At 64.7% G+C, this 15,505-nt stretch carries 19 protein-coding genes; 7 read left to right on the plus strand and 12 right to left on the minus strand.

The window, feature by feature from the left end; translation table 11 throughout:
* Positions 1–63: 63 nt before the first annotated feature.
* Positions 64–1,047, plus strand: a complete 984-nt coding sequence (locus tag VF34_RS08005; RefSeq protein WP_032370322.1) for a LysR family transcriptional regulator — start codon at positions 64–66, stop codon at positions 1,045–1,047.
* A 51-nt stretch (positions 1,048–1,098) separates the two neighbouring features.
* Here the strand turns inward: VF34_RS08005 and VF34_RS08010 are convergent, their stop codons facing one another.
* Genes VF34_RS08010 through nadA form a run of 4 tightly spaced genes read right to left on the minus strand, consistent with a single transcriptional unit; the run spans position 1,099 to position 5,007 of the window.
* Positions 1,099–1,473: an RNA-binding S4 domain-containing protein gene (locus VF34_RS08010; RefSeq protein ID WP_032368080.1), complete on the minus strand. Its 375-nt coding sequence runs from the start codon at positions 1,471–1,473 to the stop codon at positions 1,099–1,101.
* Positions 1,474–1,506: 33 nt separating this feature from the next.
* Positions 1,507–2,382, minus strand: coding sequence for a carboxylating nicotinate-nucleotide diphosphorylase (gene nadC, locus VF34_RS08015; RefSeq protein WP_032368081.1), 876 nt, complete (start codon positions 2,380–2,382; stop codon positions 1,507–1,509).
* A gap of 1 nt (position 2,383) precedes the next feature.
* The gene (locus VF34_RS08020; RefSeq protein ID WP_032374333.1) at positions 2,384–3,952 is read right to left on the minus strand and encodes an L-aspartate oxidase; all 1,569 of its coding nucleotides are present in this window, start codon (positions 3,950–3,952) and stop codon (positions 2,384–2,386) included.
* A complete protein-coding gene (gene nadA, locus VF34_RS08025; protein ID WP_045841246.1) occupies positions 3,949–5,007 on the minus strand; it encodes a quinolinate synthase NadA in 1,059 nt (352 codons plus the stop codon). Before nadA ends, VF34_RS08020 begins: the two co-directional genes overlap by 4 nt.
* 79 nt (positions 5,008–5,086) lie before the next feature.
* Here nadA and VF34_RS08030 point away from each other — a divergent pair, with 79 nt between their 5' ends.
* Positions 5,087–5,785: an NUDIX hydrolase gene (locus VF34_RS08030; RefSeq protein ID WP_027497305.1), complete on the plus strand. Its 699-nt coding sequence runs from the start codon at positions 5,087–5,089 to the stop codon at positions 5,783–5,785.
* A 13-nt stretch (positions 5,786–5,798) separates the two neighbouring features.
* Here the strand turns inward: VF34_RS08030 and VF34_RS08035 are convergent, their stop codons facing one another.
* From VF34_RS08035 to bioB, 3 genes are read right to left on the minus strand one after another with little or no spacing between them, the layout of a single operon-like run.
* Entirely contained in the window at positions 5,799–6,401 is a 603-nt protein-coding gene (locus VF34_RS08035) for a DUF2567 domain-containing protein (RefSeq protein WP_032368083.1), read from the minus strand.
* On the minus strand, positions 6,402–6,626 hold the full coding sequence (gene bsaP, locus VF34_RS08040; RefSeq protein WP_027497307.1) for a biotin synthase auxiliary protein BsaP: 225 nt from the start codon (positions 6,624–6,626) through the stop codon (positions 6,402–6,404).
* 22 nt (positions 6,627–6,648) lie between these two features.
* Entirely contained in the window at positions 6,649–7,641 is a 993-nt protein-coding gene (gene bioB / locus VF34_RS08045) for a biotin synthase BioB (protein WP_032374334.1), read from the minus strand.
* 125 nt (positions 7,642–7,766) lie between these two features.
* Between bioB and VF34_RS08050 the strand changes: the two genes are divergently transcribed.
* Complete coding sequence (locus VF34_RS08050) at positions 7,767–8,363, plus strand: TetR/AcrR family transcriptional regulator C-terminal domain-containing protein (protein ID WP_027497309.1); 597 nt, start codon at positions 7,767–7,769, stop codon at positions 8,361–8,363.
* Here the strand turns inward: VF34_RS08050 and VF34_RS24300 are convergent.
* The 3 genes from VF34_RS24300 to VF34_RS24950 all read right to left on the minus strand — a co-directional run bounded on the left by VF34_RS24300 (position 8,350) and on the right by VF34_RS24950 (position 11,285).
* The gene (locus VF34_RS24300) at positions 8,350–8,757 is read right to left on the minus strand and encodes an META domain-containing protein (protein WP_052054876.1); all 408 of its coding nucleotides are present in this window, start codon (positions 8,755–8,757) and stop codon (positions 8,350–8,352) included. The two genes, VF34_RS08050 and VF34_RS24300, sit on opposite strands and share 14 nt — an antisense overlap.
* On the minus strand, positions 8,750–11,053 hold the full coding sequence (gene secA2, locus VF34_RS08060) for an accessory Sec system translocase SecA2 (RefSeq protein WP_032374335.1): 2,304 nt from the start codon (positions 11,051–11,053) through the stop codon (positions 8,750–8,752). Before secA2 ends, VF34_RS24300 begins: the two co-directional genes overlap by 8 nt.
* 64 nt (positions 11,054–11,117) lie before the next feature.
* Positions 11,118–11,285 (minus strand): hypothetical protein, encoded by a 168-nt coding sequence (locus tag VF34_RS24950; RefSeq protein WP_155288449.1) that lies wholly within the window; start codon positions 11,283–11,285, stop codon positions 11,118–11,120.
* A gap of 87 nt (positions 11,286–11,372) precedes the next feature.
* On the opposite strand from VF34_RS24950, the gene VF34_RS08065 reads away from it, so the two are divergent.
* The 3 genes from VF34_RS08065 to VF34_RS08075 are packed head-to-tail and all read left to right on the plus strand — an operon-like array spanning position 11,373 to position 13,695.
* Positions 11,373–11,774: a GntR family transcriptional regulator gene (locus VF34_RS08065; RefSeq protein ID WP_027497311.1), complete on the plus strand. Its 402-nt coding sequence runs from the start codon at positions 11,373–11,375 to the stop codon at positions 11,772–11,774.
* Positions 11,771–12,628, plus strand: coding sequence for an ABC transporter ATP-binding protein (locus VF34_RS08070; protein ID WP_032374336.1), 858 nt, complete (start codon positions 11,771–11,773; stop codon positions 12,626–12,628). The genes VF34_RS08065 and VF34_RS08070 overlap by 4 nt, the downstream gene beginning before the upstream one ends.
* Positions 12,628–13,695 (plus strand): ABC transporter permease, encoded by a 1,068-nt coding sequence (locus VF34_RS08075; protein ID WP_032370316.1) that lies wholly within the window; start codon positions 12,628–12,630, stop codon positions 13,693–13,695. The genes VF34_RS08070 and VF34_RS08075 overlap by 1 nt, the downstream gene beginning before the upstream one ends.
* Before the next feature lie 16 nt (positions 13,696–13,711).
* On the opposite strand, the gene VF34_RS08080 is transcribed toward VF34_RS08075, so the two are convergent.
* Both VF34_RS08080 and VF34_RS08085 read right to left on the minus strand, forming a co-directional pair.
* A complete protein-coding gene (locus VF34_RS08080; protein ID WP_032374337.1) occupies positions 13,712–13,996 on the minus strand; it encodes a hypothetical protein in 285 nt (94 codons plus the stop codon).
* Positions 13,997–14,053: 57 nt separating this feature from the next.
* Positions 14,054–14,758 (minus strand): SIR2 family NAD-dependent protein deacylase, encoded by a 705-nt coding sequence (locus tag VF34_RS08085; RefSeq protein WP_230074499.1) that lies wholly within the window; start codon positions 14,756–14,758, stop codon positions 14,054–14,056.
* Positions 14,759–14,904: 146 nt separating this feature from the next.
* Here VF34_RS08085 and VF34_RS08090 point away from each other — a divergent pair, with 146 nt between their 5' ends.
* A complete protein-coding gene (locus tag VF34_RS08090; protein WP_032370313.1) occupies positions 14,905–15,501 on the plus strand; it encodes a CHAP domain-containing protein in 597 nt (198 codons plus the stop codon).
* Positions 15,502–15,505: the final 4 nt, after the last annotated feature.

The raw sequence follows: 15,505 nt of genomic DNA on the forward strand, positions 1-15,505 counted from the left end.
GGCAATCGGCGGTCCCGACGCCACCGTCCCGCGCTTCGTGCACCGTCCCATAGGCTCGACTCCGTGAACATCGATGTGCAGACACTGCGCTGGTATGCGGCAGTGGCGCAACAACTGCATTTCGCCCGCGCTGCTCAGTCGCTCGGAATCTCCCGAATCCGCCTCAGCAAGACCGTGGTGGAACTCGAAGAGTTGCTCGGCGTCGACCTGTTCGTGCCGGGTGCCTCCCCCACCGAACTCACCGCCGACGGACGCGATCTGCTCGAACGCGCGTTGGTCGAGATCGCCGAGGACGATCGGCGTTCGGAGGTTGCACAGGTTGCTGCCGGCGAGCCGCGCAGTTTCACCATCGGATACGCCGAGGGCGTAACACTGACCAAGTGGACGCGAATCTGGGCCGATCGGTTTCCCGATGTCGCCTTGTCCGTCGTGGCCACGACTCCGGACACGCAGGTGTCTCATCTGCGTGATGGAACGGTCGACGTCGGCTTCGTCAGGCCGCCGATCGATCGTGAAGGTCTGAACGCCATCGGGCTGTACCAGGAAGTCCAGGTCGTGGTGGTGCCCAAAGACCATGCGGTCGCAGCATTCGACTCGGTCACAGCTCTCGACCTCGCCGACGAACACTTGCTCGCCGATCCGACCACGGTGCCCGAATGGGCTGCTGTTGCAACAGAACTGAGCACCGGCGATCGTCCCGCACTGCCACCGATGACCAGCACAGCGGAGACTTTCGAGTACGTGGCCGCCGGGCTGGGCGTGGCGATCGTCCCGCACTCGGTTGCGCGATTCAACGCTCGCAAAGATCTCGTGTACCGCCCGGTCACCGACGTCGAGCAGACACAGATCGCACTGGCCTGGGTGGCGGAGCGGGAAGACGACCGCATCGAAGAATTCATCGGCATCGTGCGGGGCCGGTCCACGCGAAGTTCACGCGGATCGTCCGACGACGCGCCCGTCAAGAAGAAGAAGGCGCAGCCCTCCAAACCGGCTCGACCGGTCGTCAAGACCAAAACGAACGCACGCCGCAGCGGGAAGAGACGCTAGCCGGGCTTCGCCCTCGAGCGCGTTGTGCGCCCCCGGAGGTACGCACAACACTCACGAGGGGCGCAGCCGCAGCCGATCGATGTCACGTCGATCACGCTTGGTCGGACGGCCCGTTCCGCGGTCACGTCGGGGAACCGACGCCAGAACCTCTTTCGGTGGCGGCGGCGGACTGCGATCGATCATGCACTCGGCTACCACCGACGCGCCGACGCGTTTGGTGATGGCACGTACGACGACGACGATCTTCTCCACGCCCTCCACGCGCAGCCGGATCTCGTCGTCCGGCCCGACCCGTTGGCCGGGCTTTGCGGGGGTGCCGTTGACGCGGACATGCCCACCGCGACAGGCCGCGGCAGCGGCAGACCGCGTCTTGAACAGTCGCACCGCCCAGATCCAGCTGTCCAGACGGGCACTCTGCAATTCCATCTTCGAACGTCTTTCTCGAATCGTGAGGCTCGGCTACATGTCCAGGCCGAGGTCGAGCACTGTCACCGAGTGTGTCAGACCGCCCACCGCCAGGAAGTCGACCCCCGTACGCGCGTAATCCCGAGCCACGTCGACGGTCAGTCCACCCGAGGATTCCAACTTGGTGTCCGGCGCGAACTTGTCGCGGCGCTGCACCGCCATCTGCGTCTGCCACAGCGCGAAGTTGTCCAGCAGAACGAGTTCGACGTTCTCGGCGAGCACCTCGTCGAGTTGTTCGAGACTGTCGACCTCTACCTCGCAGGCGATGTTCGGCGCAGCGGCCCGCACGGCTCGCAGGGCAGCGACGACGGAGCCGGCCGCCGCGACGTGGTTGTCCTTGATCAGCGCGGCGTCACCGAGACCCATCCGATGGTTGACCCCGCCGCCCGCCCGTACCGCGTACTTCTGTAGCGATCGCAGTCCGGGCAACGTCTTTCGACTGTCTCGAATGCGACACTCGGTCTCTGCGACCTCGGCGACCCAGCCGGCCGTGGCGGTTGCGATACCCGACAGGTGACAGACGATATTGAGCATGGTGCGCTCGGCGGTGAGCAATCCACGGGTGGGAGCTTCGACCGTCAGAACAGCCTGTCCGGGTTCGACATTCGATCCGTCGGCGGTCCTGTGGCGGATCGAGTACGCGCCCGAACCGATCACCTCGTCGAGAACCAGCAGTCCGACATCGAGGCCCGCGAGGGTGCCGAACTGTCGAGACACCACCGACGCCGTGGCCACGGCGTCCTCGGGAACCGTTGCCATGGTGGTGATATCCGGCCCGTACCGGAGATCCTCGTCGAGCGCGGTGCGGATGAGTGCGAGAACCTCGTCGCGGTCGACTCCCGGGTTCACTTCGTCGGCAGTACCGGTCATGTCAGCTTGCTCCCGTCATCACGTCATCGTTCACGATCGTCAGTCGTCCGTCGTCGTCGCGTTCGACATACAGGCTCCGTCGGTACTCGAGCATGCTGTCCGGGAAATCCCGTCGGGTGTGACACCCTCGGCTCTCTCGGCGGTGCGCCGCAGCCAGCACGATCACGTCTGCCGCTGCCGTCAGGGCGGCATCCTCGACAGCTACGCCGTCGACCGGCGGTTCCGACACCACGCCGTGTGCCAGCACGTTCTGTGCCGCCGCTAGACCGGACGCATCGCGGACGACACCGACGTCCGTGGTCATGGTTCGCTGCAGTACCGCGCGATCGATCCGCCGGTAGACAGGCAGCGCGGTATCGGACACGGCGACCGTGGTTCCGACCCGCTCCGCGGCGACGAGCGCAGCGCGTTCGCCGACCACCAGACCCTCGAGCAGACTGTTCGACGCCAACCGGTTGGCACCGTGCAGCCCGGTGCGCGCCACCTCGCCCGCGGCGAGCAATCCCGAGACGGACGTCCGTCCGAACGTGTCGGTCACGATCCCTCCGCACGAGTAGTGCGCGGCGGGTGCAACGGGGATGAGATCCGTTGCGGGATCGATGCCGGCGTCCAGGCACGATGCCGTCACGGTCGGGAAACGCTCACGCACGTGCTCGACGCGACGGGCGTCCAGCAACACGTGGTCGTCGCCGCTGCGGTACAGCAACTCGGCGATGGCACGCGAGACCACGTCGCGTGGTGCGAGGTCGCCCATGGGGTGAACACCGTCCATGAATGCGCGGCCGGTGGCATCGACCAAGCGGGCACCCTCTCCGCGCACCGCTTCGCTGATCAGCGGGCGACGGCCCGTCGACCCTGCGGCGAACAGCACGGTCGGGTGGAACTGAACGAACTCCAGATCCGCGATCCGTGCGCCCGCATCGAGTGCCAGTGCAATGCCGTCGGCCGTGGCACCGGCCGGGTTGGTACTGCACGAGAACAGTTGTCCCAGGCCGCCTGTCGCGAGCAACACCGTCGGAGTGCGAACGACGCCGACACCGCGAGGCCCGCGCACGAGGAGTCCGGCCACCGCGCCGTCGGTGGTCAGTACACGCAGCGCCGTGGTGTCGAATTCCACCGATGGCACTGCGGAGTCCAGTGTGCGTTGTACCTCCGCTCCGGTGGCATCGCCGCCGGAATGGATGATTCGGCGCACACTGTGGCCACCCTCTCGGGTGCGGGAAACCGAACCGTCGGGCGCACGATCGAAATGTGCGCCGGCGACTTCGAGCGACGCGATCGCCGCACGGCCGCCGGACACGATGGAACGCACCGCATCCTCGTCGCACAGGCCCGCGCCTGCTGCGCAGGTATCCGACACGTGCGCATCGATCGAGTCGCCGAGATCGGTGCCGACGACTGCGATTCCGCCCTGCGCATACTTGGTCGCGGTGTCGACCGAACTGCCCTTGCTGACCGTCAGCACGCGCAGACCGCGAGCGGCGGCCGTGCGAGCCGCGGTCAGTCCGGCGATTCCGCCGCCGACGACGACGAGGTCGGCCGCGGTTTCCCAGGCGACCGACGGGTTCACTCGCCGCCGCCGGGTGTGCCGATCTCGATCATGCGTTGCACCGACTTGCTGGCGATGTTCGCCGTTTCGAGGTCGACGTGGACCTCGTCGCGCCCTTCGACGAGGCAGCGCAACAGCGCGGCGGGCGTGATCATCTTCATGTATCCGCACGACGCGCGGTCGTTGACGGCCAAGAAGTCGACATCGGGTGCAGCCCTGCGGAGTTGATGCAGCATCCCGATCTCGGTGGCGACCAGAACCTGCTTGGATTCGGTGGCGCGGGCCGCGTCGAGCATGCCGCCGGTGGAGAGGATCTTGACCTTGTCGGCGGGCACGAATCCTTCGCCGGCGAGGTAGAGAGCCGAGGTGGCGCAACCGCATTCGGGATGCACGTAGAGCTCCGCATCGGGGTGGGTCCGAGACTTCTCGGCGAGCTCGTCGCCGTTGATGCCTGCGTGGACGTGGCATTCACCGGCCCAGATGTGCAGACTCTCGCGCCCGGTCACGCGCTTGACATGAGCCCCGAGGAACTGGTCGGGCAGGAAGAGGATGTCGCGGCTCGGATCGATCGATTGCACGACCTCGACGGCGTTGGACGAGGTGCAGCAGATGTCGGTGAGCGCCTTGATCTCGGCTGTCGTGTTGACGTAGGAGACGACGACGGCATCCGGGAAGTCTGCTTTCCACTCGCGCAACTGCTCGGCAGTGATCGAGTCGGCGAGCGAGCAACCCGCACGCTGGTCCGGGATCAGGATCGTCTTCTGCGGGCTGAGGATCTTGGCGGTCTCGGCCATGAAGTGCACGCCGCAGAACACGATGGTGTCCTCGGATACCTCGGCGGCCATACGCGAGAGCGCGAGCGAATCACCGACGTGATCGGCAACGTCCTGAATCGCAGGCAGCTGGTAGTTGTGCGCCAGCAGGGTCGCACCTCGCAGATCGGCGAGCCGTCGCACTTCCGCGGCCCATTCAGCCGACGCGTCGACTCCCCCGTAACCACCGGCTCCATCGACGATGTCGCGGACTCCGGCGAATGCCGAGTCCAGGAAGTTCACCTGGGTAGCGCTGCTGGTCATGACGGTTCTCCTTCACCGATCATCCGGTCGTCGGTGACCGAATTTCCTCCGAGGGAGTTTTCGACTTATGATCGAAAACATGATTCATCGTAGCACCGTCCACGAAGTACTCATTGCGGTGTTCCAAGTTCGGGTCTTTTCCGACCCCGACACCCCTGAACTGGCGGTCCTGTTGTGGCAGCGTGCACTCGACCCCGAGGCGGGCACCTGGTCACTCCCCGGGGGCACCCTGCGCGACGACGAGAACCTGGCCACGTCCGCGCGGAGACAGCTCGCCGAGAAGGTCGACGTACGCAAGGTGGCACACCTCGAGCAGCTGTCCATCTTCAGCGAGCCGGACAGGGTGCCGGGAGATCGCCGAATCGCGTCGACGTTTCTGGGCCTCGTACCGATCGCGGCCGAGCCGACCCTGCCCGCGGATACGACCTGGTACCCGGTGTCGGAGCTGCCCGCCATGTCGTTCGATCACGGAACGGTCGTCGAGCACGCACGGCATCGACTGGTCGCCAAACTGTCGTACACCAACATCGGATTCGCCCTCGCTCCTGCAGAATTCGCGATTTCGACGCTTCGCGAAATCTACGGCGCAGCCCTCGGCTATCAGGTCGACGCCACCAATCTGCAACGGGTACTGAGCCGCCGCGGCGTCATCGAACCCACCGGACGGCGTGCACCGTCGGGTCGAGCGGGTGGACGGCCTCCAGCATTGTTCCGGTTCGCCGACAACAGCATTCGCGTCACCGACGAGTTCGCGGCATTGCGGCCACCACAGGGATGAACGAGATCCGCCGTCAGTCGGGCACCCGCGAGTCGAACGACGGCGGCGGCGGAGCGACGTCGAATTCGATCTCGTCGAGCTCGGGATCGGAATCGGGGTGCTGCAGATCGTCGTTGGGATTCATCGCCGCGAGCAGCAGTATCACCAACGACGCCGTCAGCGCCTGCACGATCAGTGCCGTCGGCGTGTCGATACTCGGTGCAACCCGGACGATCGATCCGACGGCCGGCTCGTCCGCCTTCGGGAATCGCAGCGCCGCAACGCCGTTGCCCACCAGCACTGCTGCGATCGAGCCGACGAACGACCCGACGAACACGGCCACGAACAGCCGTGGACCCCGCTGGGAAATCCACAGCCACCACCCGATCGGCACGAGAATGCCGAGAGCGAACGAGACGAGGACGAACAGGGCGAGAGCGTCGAATCGATGCAGACTCTCCCCGGTCAGTGTTGCTCCTCTGTCCTGCGCGACGACGAGCAACTGCTGGCTCGGTGCCAGGAATCCCCACAGCAGACCGCCGACGGCGGACAGCGCGATCGTCACACCGCCGACCAGAGCCACAAAGCGAAGCGTTCGACGCCGCTCCGGAGTCTCGACGGCAGACGAGGTCGTCACCTAACGCCTACCCGTCGCGGCGGAATCGATCAGGCCGTGCCGCGAGCACACCGACGTCCATCCGTCGGGCACGATCTGCACCACCATCCTGCGACCGCACCGGTCGCAGTACCTCGGCGGCTCCAGCCCGAGACCGACGGCAACCGAGAACGACGGTGCCCCCGCATCCGTACCGACCTCGACAGACCGACCGGTGTGCGGGTCGTACCGGCTCTCGCTCGTCATTCGACCCACCTTAATACGCGCATCAGATCGTCGAGTTCAACGCTTTGATCGGCATCTGCAGTTCCCCGAGAAGATCGAGATCCTCCTCGGCGGGACGACCGAGCGTCGTCAAGTAGTTTCCGACGATGATCGCGTTGATGCCGCCCAGAATTCCCTGCTGAGCTCCGAGATCACCGAGAGTGATCTCGCGGCCGCCCGCGAATCGAAGAATCGTCCGCGGCAGGGCCAGCCGGAAGGCGGCAACGGCTCGCAACGCATCCGATGCAGGCAGCACGTCCAGATCTCCGAACGGCGTTCCGGGACGTGGGTTCAAGAAATTCAGGGGAACCTCGTCGGGTTCGAGAGCGCCGAGATCGGCTGCGAACTCGGCTCGCTGCTCCAGCGTCTCGCCCATACCGAGGATGCCTCCGCAACAGACCTCCATGCCGGCCTCGCGGACCATCCGCAGTGTGTTCCAGCGTTCCTCCCAGGTATGGGTGGTCACCACGTTCGAGAAGTAGGACCGCGAGGTCTCGAGGTTGTGGTTGTAGCGGTGCACACCCATTGCCGCGAGTTGGTCGACCTGATCCTGGTCCAGCATGCCCAGCGAACAAGCGATGTCGATGTCGACCTCGCCGCGAATGGCCTCGATTCCCGCGGCGACCTGCGCGAGCAGTCGAGCGTCCGGACCCCGCACTGCGGCCACGATGCAGAACTCCGTGGCTCCGGTCTTCGCGGTCTGTTTCGCCGCCTCGACCAACGACGGAATATCGAGCCAGGCCGCCCGCACCGGAGACGCGAACAGGCCCGACTGCGAGCAGAAGTGGCAGTCCTCGGGGCAGCCTCCGGTCTTGAGGCTGACGATCCCCTCGACCTCCACTTCCGGTCCGCACCATCGCATCCGAACCTCGTGCGCCAGTTGCATCGTCTCTTCGAGACGGTCCTCTCCGAGCTCGAGTACCTCGAGCACCTGGGATCGATCGAGCGCGATGCCGTTGTCGAGCACCTGCAGGCGCGCCGTACGCAATATGTCCATACCGGTCCCCTCGTCGTCGAACGGTCTCGGAATTGAACACCGTTCAAGTTGAACGGCGTTCACGTTAGGCACCGCACTCGGCTACTGTCAAAGCGAAACACCGCGTCGAACGGCAGGGGTAGGAAGTGCAGCTACGCAGGCAGGACGTCCTGGACGGTGCAATAGCCATTCTCGACGAGTACGGCCTCGCGGATCTGACCATGCGCCGCCTGGCGACCTCACTGCACGTCCAACCCGGAGCGCTGTACTGGCACTTCCCCAACAAGCAGACGCTGCTGGGAGCGATCGCAGATCACATACTGTCCGGTGCCGACGCACCGTCGACGGAAGAACTGTGGGACGCGCAGATCTCGCAGATCGCACATCGACTTCGCGACGCGCTGCTCTCCCGGCGCGACGGAGCCGAACTGGTCGCCTCCACCTACGCCTCGCGGCTCACCACCAACCGCATCCGTGAACGCATCGCCGCGGTCTGCATTCGTGCCGGGTTGCCCAGAGTCGACGCCGAACTGACCGCCGATACGCTGCTGTACTACGTGCTCGGCCATACCGTGGACGAACAGGCTCGGCTCCAGATGGACTCGGCCGGGGCGCTGACCGCCGACGCGTCCCCGATGTTCGAGCGCCCCGATCCCACCAGCAAATTCGACTTCGGTCTCCGGCTCTTTCTGGACGGCGTGCGCCACGCCGCGTCCGAACCACGCTCCGTCAGGATTCGGTGAACACGATTCGGTCGCGTCCGTTGTCCAGAGTCATCGTGTCGTCTTCTCTGGACCATTTCGGCTTCGAGGACAGAAACTCCGACAGCCACCGATCCTGCTCCATGAGCTCGGCCGGGCACCCCATCCGCGTGGCACCCAGGGAATCGACGGTGAGCGTCCCCAGCGAAGTGTCGACGGTGCCGAACAACCTGTTGCATCCGGCTTCGGCCGAGATGCGGTCGTCGGCGAACTCGAGCCGGATCGTCGTACCCGAGACCGGGGTGTAGGAACCGTCGGCATCGACGGAGGTGTAATTCTTGTCTGCCGGGAATTCCCCGTACGAATCGGTGCAGCCCGAGGCCAACACGCTCACGCCACAGGCGAGAGCGAGCAGTGCCCGGCGCGCGTCAGCCACCGAAGATCGGCCCCAGACCGGCCGCACCGGCATTTCCGCGGGAGGCAAACGGGTTGTCGTGCACCATGTACGTCCACGTCGACGTCGGTCGGCGCATACCGGCATTGTCGAGATCGATGCCGTCGGAGGTGATCTCGGCCGACTCGAATGTCGCGTGGGACAGATCCATGGCCTTGGCGGAGACAGTCTTGAAGGCCTCGACCGCAATTCGGTGGTACTCGTCGAGTGGATTCTCGCGACCCAGCGCACGGAGGTGGATGCTCTCGCGCACGTCGGCCAGGTGCGCTAGGTAGTCCGACCACGCGCGGTCGAGGTGGTGAAGAACGATTCGGCGGGCGACCACCACGAGGGTCTCCTCCGACACGTTCTCGCGAAGTTCCTTCGATCGCGTCGGCGACTGCTCCTCGAGCAGAGCCAACGCCTCTCCGGTGTCCAGCAACGCTGCCCTACGACGGTCCAGAATCTCCCGATGCTGCGCCGTCAGTTGGTTGTAGCGCCAGGTACGCGAGTGTATTTCGAGCATCTGTCCTTCGGCGATGCGCTGGGCATGATCGACTCGATCGGCTGCGGCGGCAGAGGTGAACAGGCCGCTGTCGTCGATGCCTTTCGGTGCGTCCTTGTCACCGATGTTGTTCTTGACGACGTCGTCCTCCCAACTGCCGAAGAACACCGAACGGCCCGGGTCGCCCTGCCTGCCCGCACGTCCTCGCAATTGATTGTCGAGCCGCTCGGTGGTGTGGCGGCCGGTACCGACGACGAACAGCCCACCCAACTCGGCGATGCGGTCGCGGTCGGTCCCCTCCGGTCCCCCGAGCTTGATGTCGGTTCCGCGCCCGGCGATCTGCGTCGAGACGGTGACCGCGCCGTGCACTCCGGCGGCAGCGATGACCGCGGCCTCCTCGGCGTCGTTCTTGGCGTTGAGTACGACGGCGTCCACACCGGATTCCGCGAGGATCGTCGCCAGCGTCTCCGACTCCGCAACATCGTGGGTTCCGACGAGTATCGGTTGCCCGGTCTCGTGAATTTCCTTGACCTGCTGCGCAATTGCGGCATTCTTGTGCTCGACCGTGTCGTACACCCGGTCGACCTCGTCGACCCGCACCGTCGGCACGTTCGGCTCGATGACCGAGACGCCGAGCCCGTAGAACGTACGCAGCTGCTCCCCCGCCGCCATTGCCGTGCCGGTCATTCCACATACGGTGGCATACCGGTTGATCAGCGCCTGCACCGTGATCGTGTCGAGAATTTCACCGGTCTCGGTGGGCTCGAGCCCCTCCTTGATCTCCACGGCCGCCTGTAACCCGTCCGGCCAACGCTGCAGGTCCGCCGCTCGGCCACGGGAAGCGTTGATCAGCTGAACACGTCCGTCACGCACGATGTAATCGACATCGCGTTGCACCAGCACCTGAGCGTGCAGCGCTACATTGACCGCAACGAGAGTCGATCCGACGTGCTGTTCGGAGTAGAGATCGATTCCGCCGAGTTCCTTCTCGAGCCGAAGCGCACCCTCGTCCGTGAGGAACACATTGCGTCCTTCGGCATCGGTGTCGAAGTCGATCCCCTTGTCCAACAGGCGGACTGCGTCCATCACCGTCGAGGTCGACACGTCACCCGATACCGAGCCGGCCAACACCAACGGCACCAACGCTTCGTCGACCAACACCGAGTCGGCCTCGTCGATCAGTGCGACATCCGGGACGGGCGACACCAGATCGGCACGATCGTCGACCAAATGGTCACGGAGAACATCGAATCCGACTTCGTTGACCGACGCGTAGGTGATATCGCACGCGTAGGAATCACGACGTTCCTGCGCGGAGGACGACTCGGCGATGGAACCGACGGTGATACCCAGAGCCTCGAACAGCGGAGCCATCCACCGCGCATCACGTTGTGCGAGAAAGTCGTTGACCGAGATGACGTGAACCCTGCGACCGGACAGAACGTATCCCACCGCAGCCACGGCCCCGGACAACGTTTTTCCTTCGCCGGTCGCCATTTCCACCACGTCACCGGCGAGAAGTCGCTCGGCTCCCAGAAGTTGTACGTCGAACGGTCGCATGCCGAGCGTGCGGTCGCTCGCCTCACGCGTCAACGCCAGGTACCGCGGAACGTCGAGTTTCGACGCGCTCGGGGCCCGCAACGCAGCGGCCTCGGTGACCAATTCGGCGTCAGACAAGCCCGAAGCCCAGCTCGCATGGTCTCCGGCCTGCTCGACGCGCCGACGCGACGCGCTCTGCGCCTTCTGCGCAGAGCGGCCGAGTACACGCCAGAATCGGTCGGAGCCCACAGCCATCTGTCATCCCTACTCGAGAAAGTACGTGATCTTCTTTCCCACAGTACCGAGTGCCGATTGCCCACTACCCCGCGTCGAGCGGCGTTGTCACTGCGATGTCGAGCGGCACAGCCACTGCGATTCTGCGCGAGCGGTAGTAGGACTGGCCCCGGGCGAAGAAGTCTCGGGTCTGCTGCGGGTCGGAGATGGCGGCGCATCCCCCAGCCGTCACGGCCAACGCGGTGATCGCCACTCCGAATATCGAGATCCGAACAGAGCATGGACAAACCGAGGGGTACGCATTAACGTCTTCCACTAATCAACTAGTGAAAGGCTTCTGGTGATCGCCTACCGTATCGATCGTCAGTCCGGCATTCCCACCTATGTCCAACTGATACTGCAGACCAAACAGGCCCTACGACTGGGAACACTCGCCGTCGGTGACCGACTGCCGACAGCAAAAGAAGTGGTCACGGCGCTGGCCATCAATCCCAACACCGTCCTCAAGGCGTACCGAGAACTCGAACGCGACGGGCTGGTCCAACCACGAACCGGTTCCGGGACGTTCGTCGTCGCCTCGCTCGCAAAACCCGGCATGGCCGAACGATCGGCGCTCGAGACCGAACTCGACCGCTGGATCCGACACTGCACGGCCGCAGGACTGGACAGACCTGACCTCGAAGCCATCGTCACCGCCGCACTCGACAAGCAATTCGACCGAACCGAAAGAGACGAAACATGACCGACGCGGTGCTCACCATGGACGAGGTGGCCAAATCGTTTCGCAGGAAGACCGTCCTCGACGGATGCTCGTTCGCAGTCGAAAGAGGAAGCGTCACAGCGTTGGTCGGCTCCAACGGTGCCGGAAAGTCGACGCTGCTGTCGCTGGCCGTCGGCCTGCTGACACCGGACAGCGGAACCATTCGGGTTCTGGGTGAGGGCGTTACCCAACGCGGAATCTCGCCCGGCCTGTCCTATCTGGCGCAGCACAAGCCCCTCTACCCACACTTCACCGTCGCCGAACTGCTGCGATTCGGCCGAAACACGAACTCGCACTGGGACGATGCGTACGCGAAGGAAATCGTCGACGCCGCCGGAATCGCCACCTCCGCTCGGGTCGAGTCCCTCTCCCCCGGCCACCGCACGCGGATTGCCCTCGCACTGGCACTCGGGCGTCGACCCGAAGTACTGCTGCTCGACGAGCCGCTTGCCGATCTCGATCCGGTCGCTCGCAGGGCGGTGGCACGCACCCTGATGCGCGATGCAGCCGAGAACGGTACGACGATCGTGCTGTCCTCACACGTGCTGTCCGAGCTCGTCGACGTCGCCGACCGGCTGTTGCTGCTACGCGGTGGGCGAATGCGACTCGCCGGGGACCTCGACGCCATCACCGCCGACCACTACCTTCTCGCCGGCAGCTCCGACGCCGACCCGACGGTCGAGGACGGCACCATCGTGTCCGAGGTGTTCGGTTCCGGGGCAACAACATTCGTCGTACAGGGCAAACAACCGACAACGACACCACCGGGGTGGACAGTCGAGAACGCCACCCTCGACGACGTCGTACTCGCCCACCTCGGAACGGAGACCACCTGATGATCTGGGTGACTTGGAGACAATTTCGCGCGACCATCCTGTTCGGGGTGTTGACGCCACTTCTGTTGGCTGCGATCACCATTGCCGTCACGGTGATCGGCGGCGGTGTGATTCCGTCACCGTATCTGCAGAATTGCCGATCCTTCGATTCGTCCGACTGCACCGTCGGAAACATGCAGACGATAGCAATACTTTCGGCGATCGTCTTGCCCGTCGTCCTGGGGGCATTCGTCGGGGTGACCGTCTTCTCCCGCGATCTCGAACGTCGCACCCATGTACTCGGTCTGAGTCAATCCGTGAGCCGACGACGGTGGTACAGCGTGCGCATTCTCGTCGTGTTCGCACCGATCGTCGGGGCGATGACGGTGCTCGGATGCGTGCTGTTCGCAGCCAAGTACAACACTGCACCCGATACCTTCGCCATGTCCTTCGCGGGGTCGAATGAATCGCGGTTGGACTTTCCCATCTTCGGAGCCACGGGATTCGTCGCAGGCGCGTACACGGCCGTCGGATTGATGGTCGGTTCGGCATGCGCACTCGCGATGCGGAACACGATCGCTGCGATGATCACGACCGTCATCGTGTCGACTGCATTCCTGGCACTGCTGCCGACGCAGTTACGCGAGCACTATGCGACTCCCCAGACAGACCGAGTATCGGTGGAACAGAAGGTGAACGACGTGTACGGCGGTACTCCGGACTACTACAGACCAGGCGACTCGATCAGCTTGTTCCCACGATGGGAATTCTCGGCCGACTACGTCGACAGCAACGGCAGTCCGGTGCCCGTCGACTTGATGGACTGCAATTGGACCCAGAACTACAGGGATCTGAGCGAATTCGAGACGGTCGCCGAGTACGAGGAGTACTCCGACCGCCAGAGCGTGGAACGTCGCAACATCGAGATCCAGTGCATTCGGGATCAGGGCGCGGAGGCCTACGAGACGCGCTATCACGAGGACAGATCGTTCTGGCGGTTCCAGGCGATCGAGTCGGCGTTGTCGTTGGTGGTTGCCGGGCTTCTCGGGGGCGTGTCACTCCTGCTGCTGCGCAGGCTGCGTCCCTAGGGCAGGTCTGCCGCAGCTACCTCTGCGCTGGAATTCCGAGCGGTTTCCGATTCCTGATCACTGTGGCCACGAGGGCGGGGAGGCCGAGGACCAGAACCATGATTCCGACTACGAGTGCAGCAGTGGACCACGGCCTGGACGCCCCCAGCTGATCGGCCAGGGTGACCGCGCCGACGATGCCGAGGATCCAGGCGAAGAATTCGATTCGGCGAACGCGTCGGGATGTCGGATCCGAGGTTGCCCACCACGCACCGACGGACGAACACGCGAGGGCGCACACGAGCAACCAGTACTCCGCCATCTCGGCCTCCTCGAAGTCGATGGTGTGATCAGGGTAGTTCGCGTGCCGCCCGTCCGTTCACAATTGTGCGACCAGCAGTGGCAGACCCACCGCGGCCGTTGTGCGCCATCGGTGGTCGGCCATGTCGGATACCTCGGTCTCGACCGGGTTGATCTCGACCACGGTTGCGCCCGCACTGCGTGCGACGGCGGGCAGTCCGGCGAACGGGTACACCACGCCCGACGTACCGACCACGAGCACCAGATCTGCAGCGCGCACAGCATTCTCGGCTGCTTCCCACGCCTGTTCGGGCAGCGATTCGCCGAACCACACGGCCCCGGGACGGATGAGTCCGCCGCACCGGGGACAGTCCGGCGGCGGAACACGCTGATCTGCGTCGATCGGAATGTCGTCGTCCAGAATGTCGTTACCCAGAACGTCGGGGTCGTCGAGTTCCGCGCGCACTCCACACTCGCTGCAGTACGGCTCGAAAAGGCTTCCGTGTACGTGTGCGAGCACTGTGGATCCGGCTCGTTCGTGCAGATCGTCGACGTTCTGCGTGGCGATGTCCACCTGCGCATGCTGCTGCCATTGCGCGACGGCGCGGTGGCCGGCGTTGGGTTCGGAACGACGCACGAGTGCTGCGCGCCACCGGTACCAACCCCACACGAGGTCGCTGTCGGCGAGCCAGCCCTCGGGACTGGCGAGGTCCTTCGGATCGAAGTCCTGCCACAGACCGGTCCGGGCGTCGCGAAACGTTGCAATTCCGGATTCGGCCGACATGCCGGCCCCGGTCAGAACGACGATGCGCGACGCCGCTCGTGCGGCGTCCACGATGGGTTGTGGAACGGCGTCGACCGTCTGCTCGTGCGAATGGGTCACACAGCTATTGTGCCAACCGGTGTTCGCTCACGCGCTACCGTGTGGGCATGAGCATCGACACCGATACCCGTACGCGGCGACGCTGGCCCCTGTGGACCGCAGCGGTCACCGCTGTGGTCGTGGTGGTGGCCGTCGGTGTTCTGTGGCTCGCCCCGAGTCGCTATCTACCGTGGGACACCGAATCGTTCCCCGAGGTGAACAGCTCCGAGTTGACCGTCGACCAAGCCCGTGTGGTGGACCTGCTGCGAGTCGAGCACGAGAAGCAGCGTCCGGGAACCTTCTATGCAGAGGGCGTGGACGAGGCCTGGTGCGCCGACTTCGTCAGCTGGATCATGAAGGAAGCGGGCCTGCCGTTGTCGAATCCCAACTCTGGTTCGTGGCGCATTCCCGGCGTCTACACGCTGCAGGAGTACTACCAGCAACAGGGCCGGTTCGAGACCGTCGGCAACTACACGCCGTCGGTGGGTGATGTGGTGTTGTACGACAACAGCAGTTGGGTCGGCCAACACACCAACGTCATCGTGGCTGTCGACGGCAGCGAGGCCGTCACCGTGGGCGGGAACGAAGCCGGCAAGATCAGGATTCACACTCTGAATTACGAATCCGACTCGGGTGTAGTCGGATTCGGCCGATTGGCATCCTGAGGGC

Origin of the sequence: Rhodococcus sp. PML026 (assembly GCF_000963615.1) — a bacterium.
Taxonomy (GTDB): domain Bacteria; phylum Actinomycetota; class Actinomycetes; order Mycobacteriales; family Mycobacteriaceae; genus Rhodococcoides; species Rhodococcoides fascians.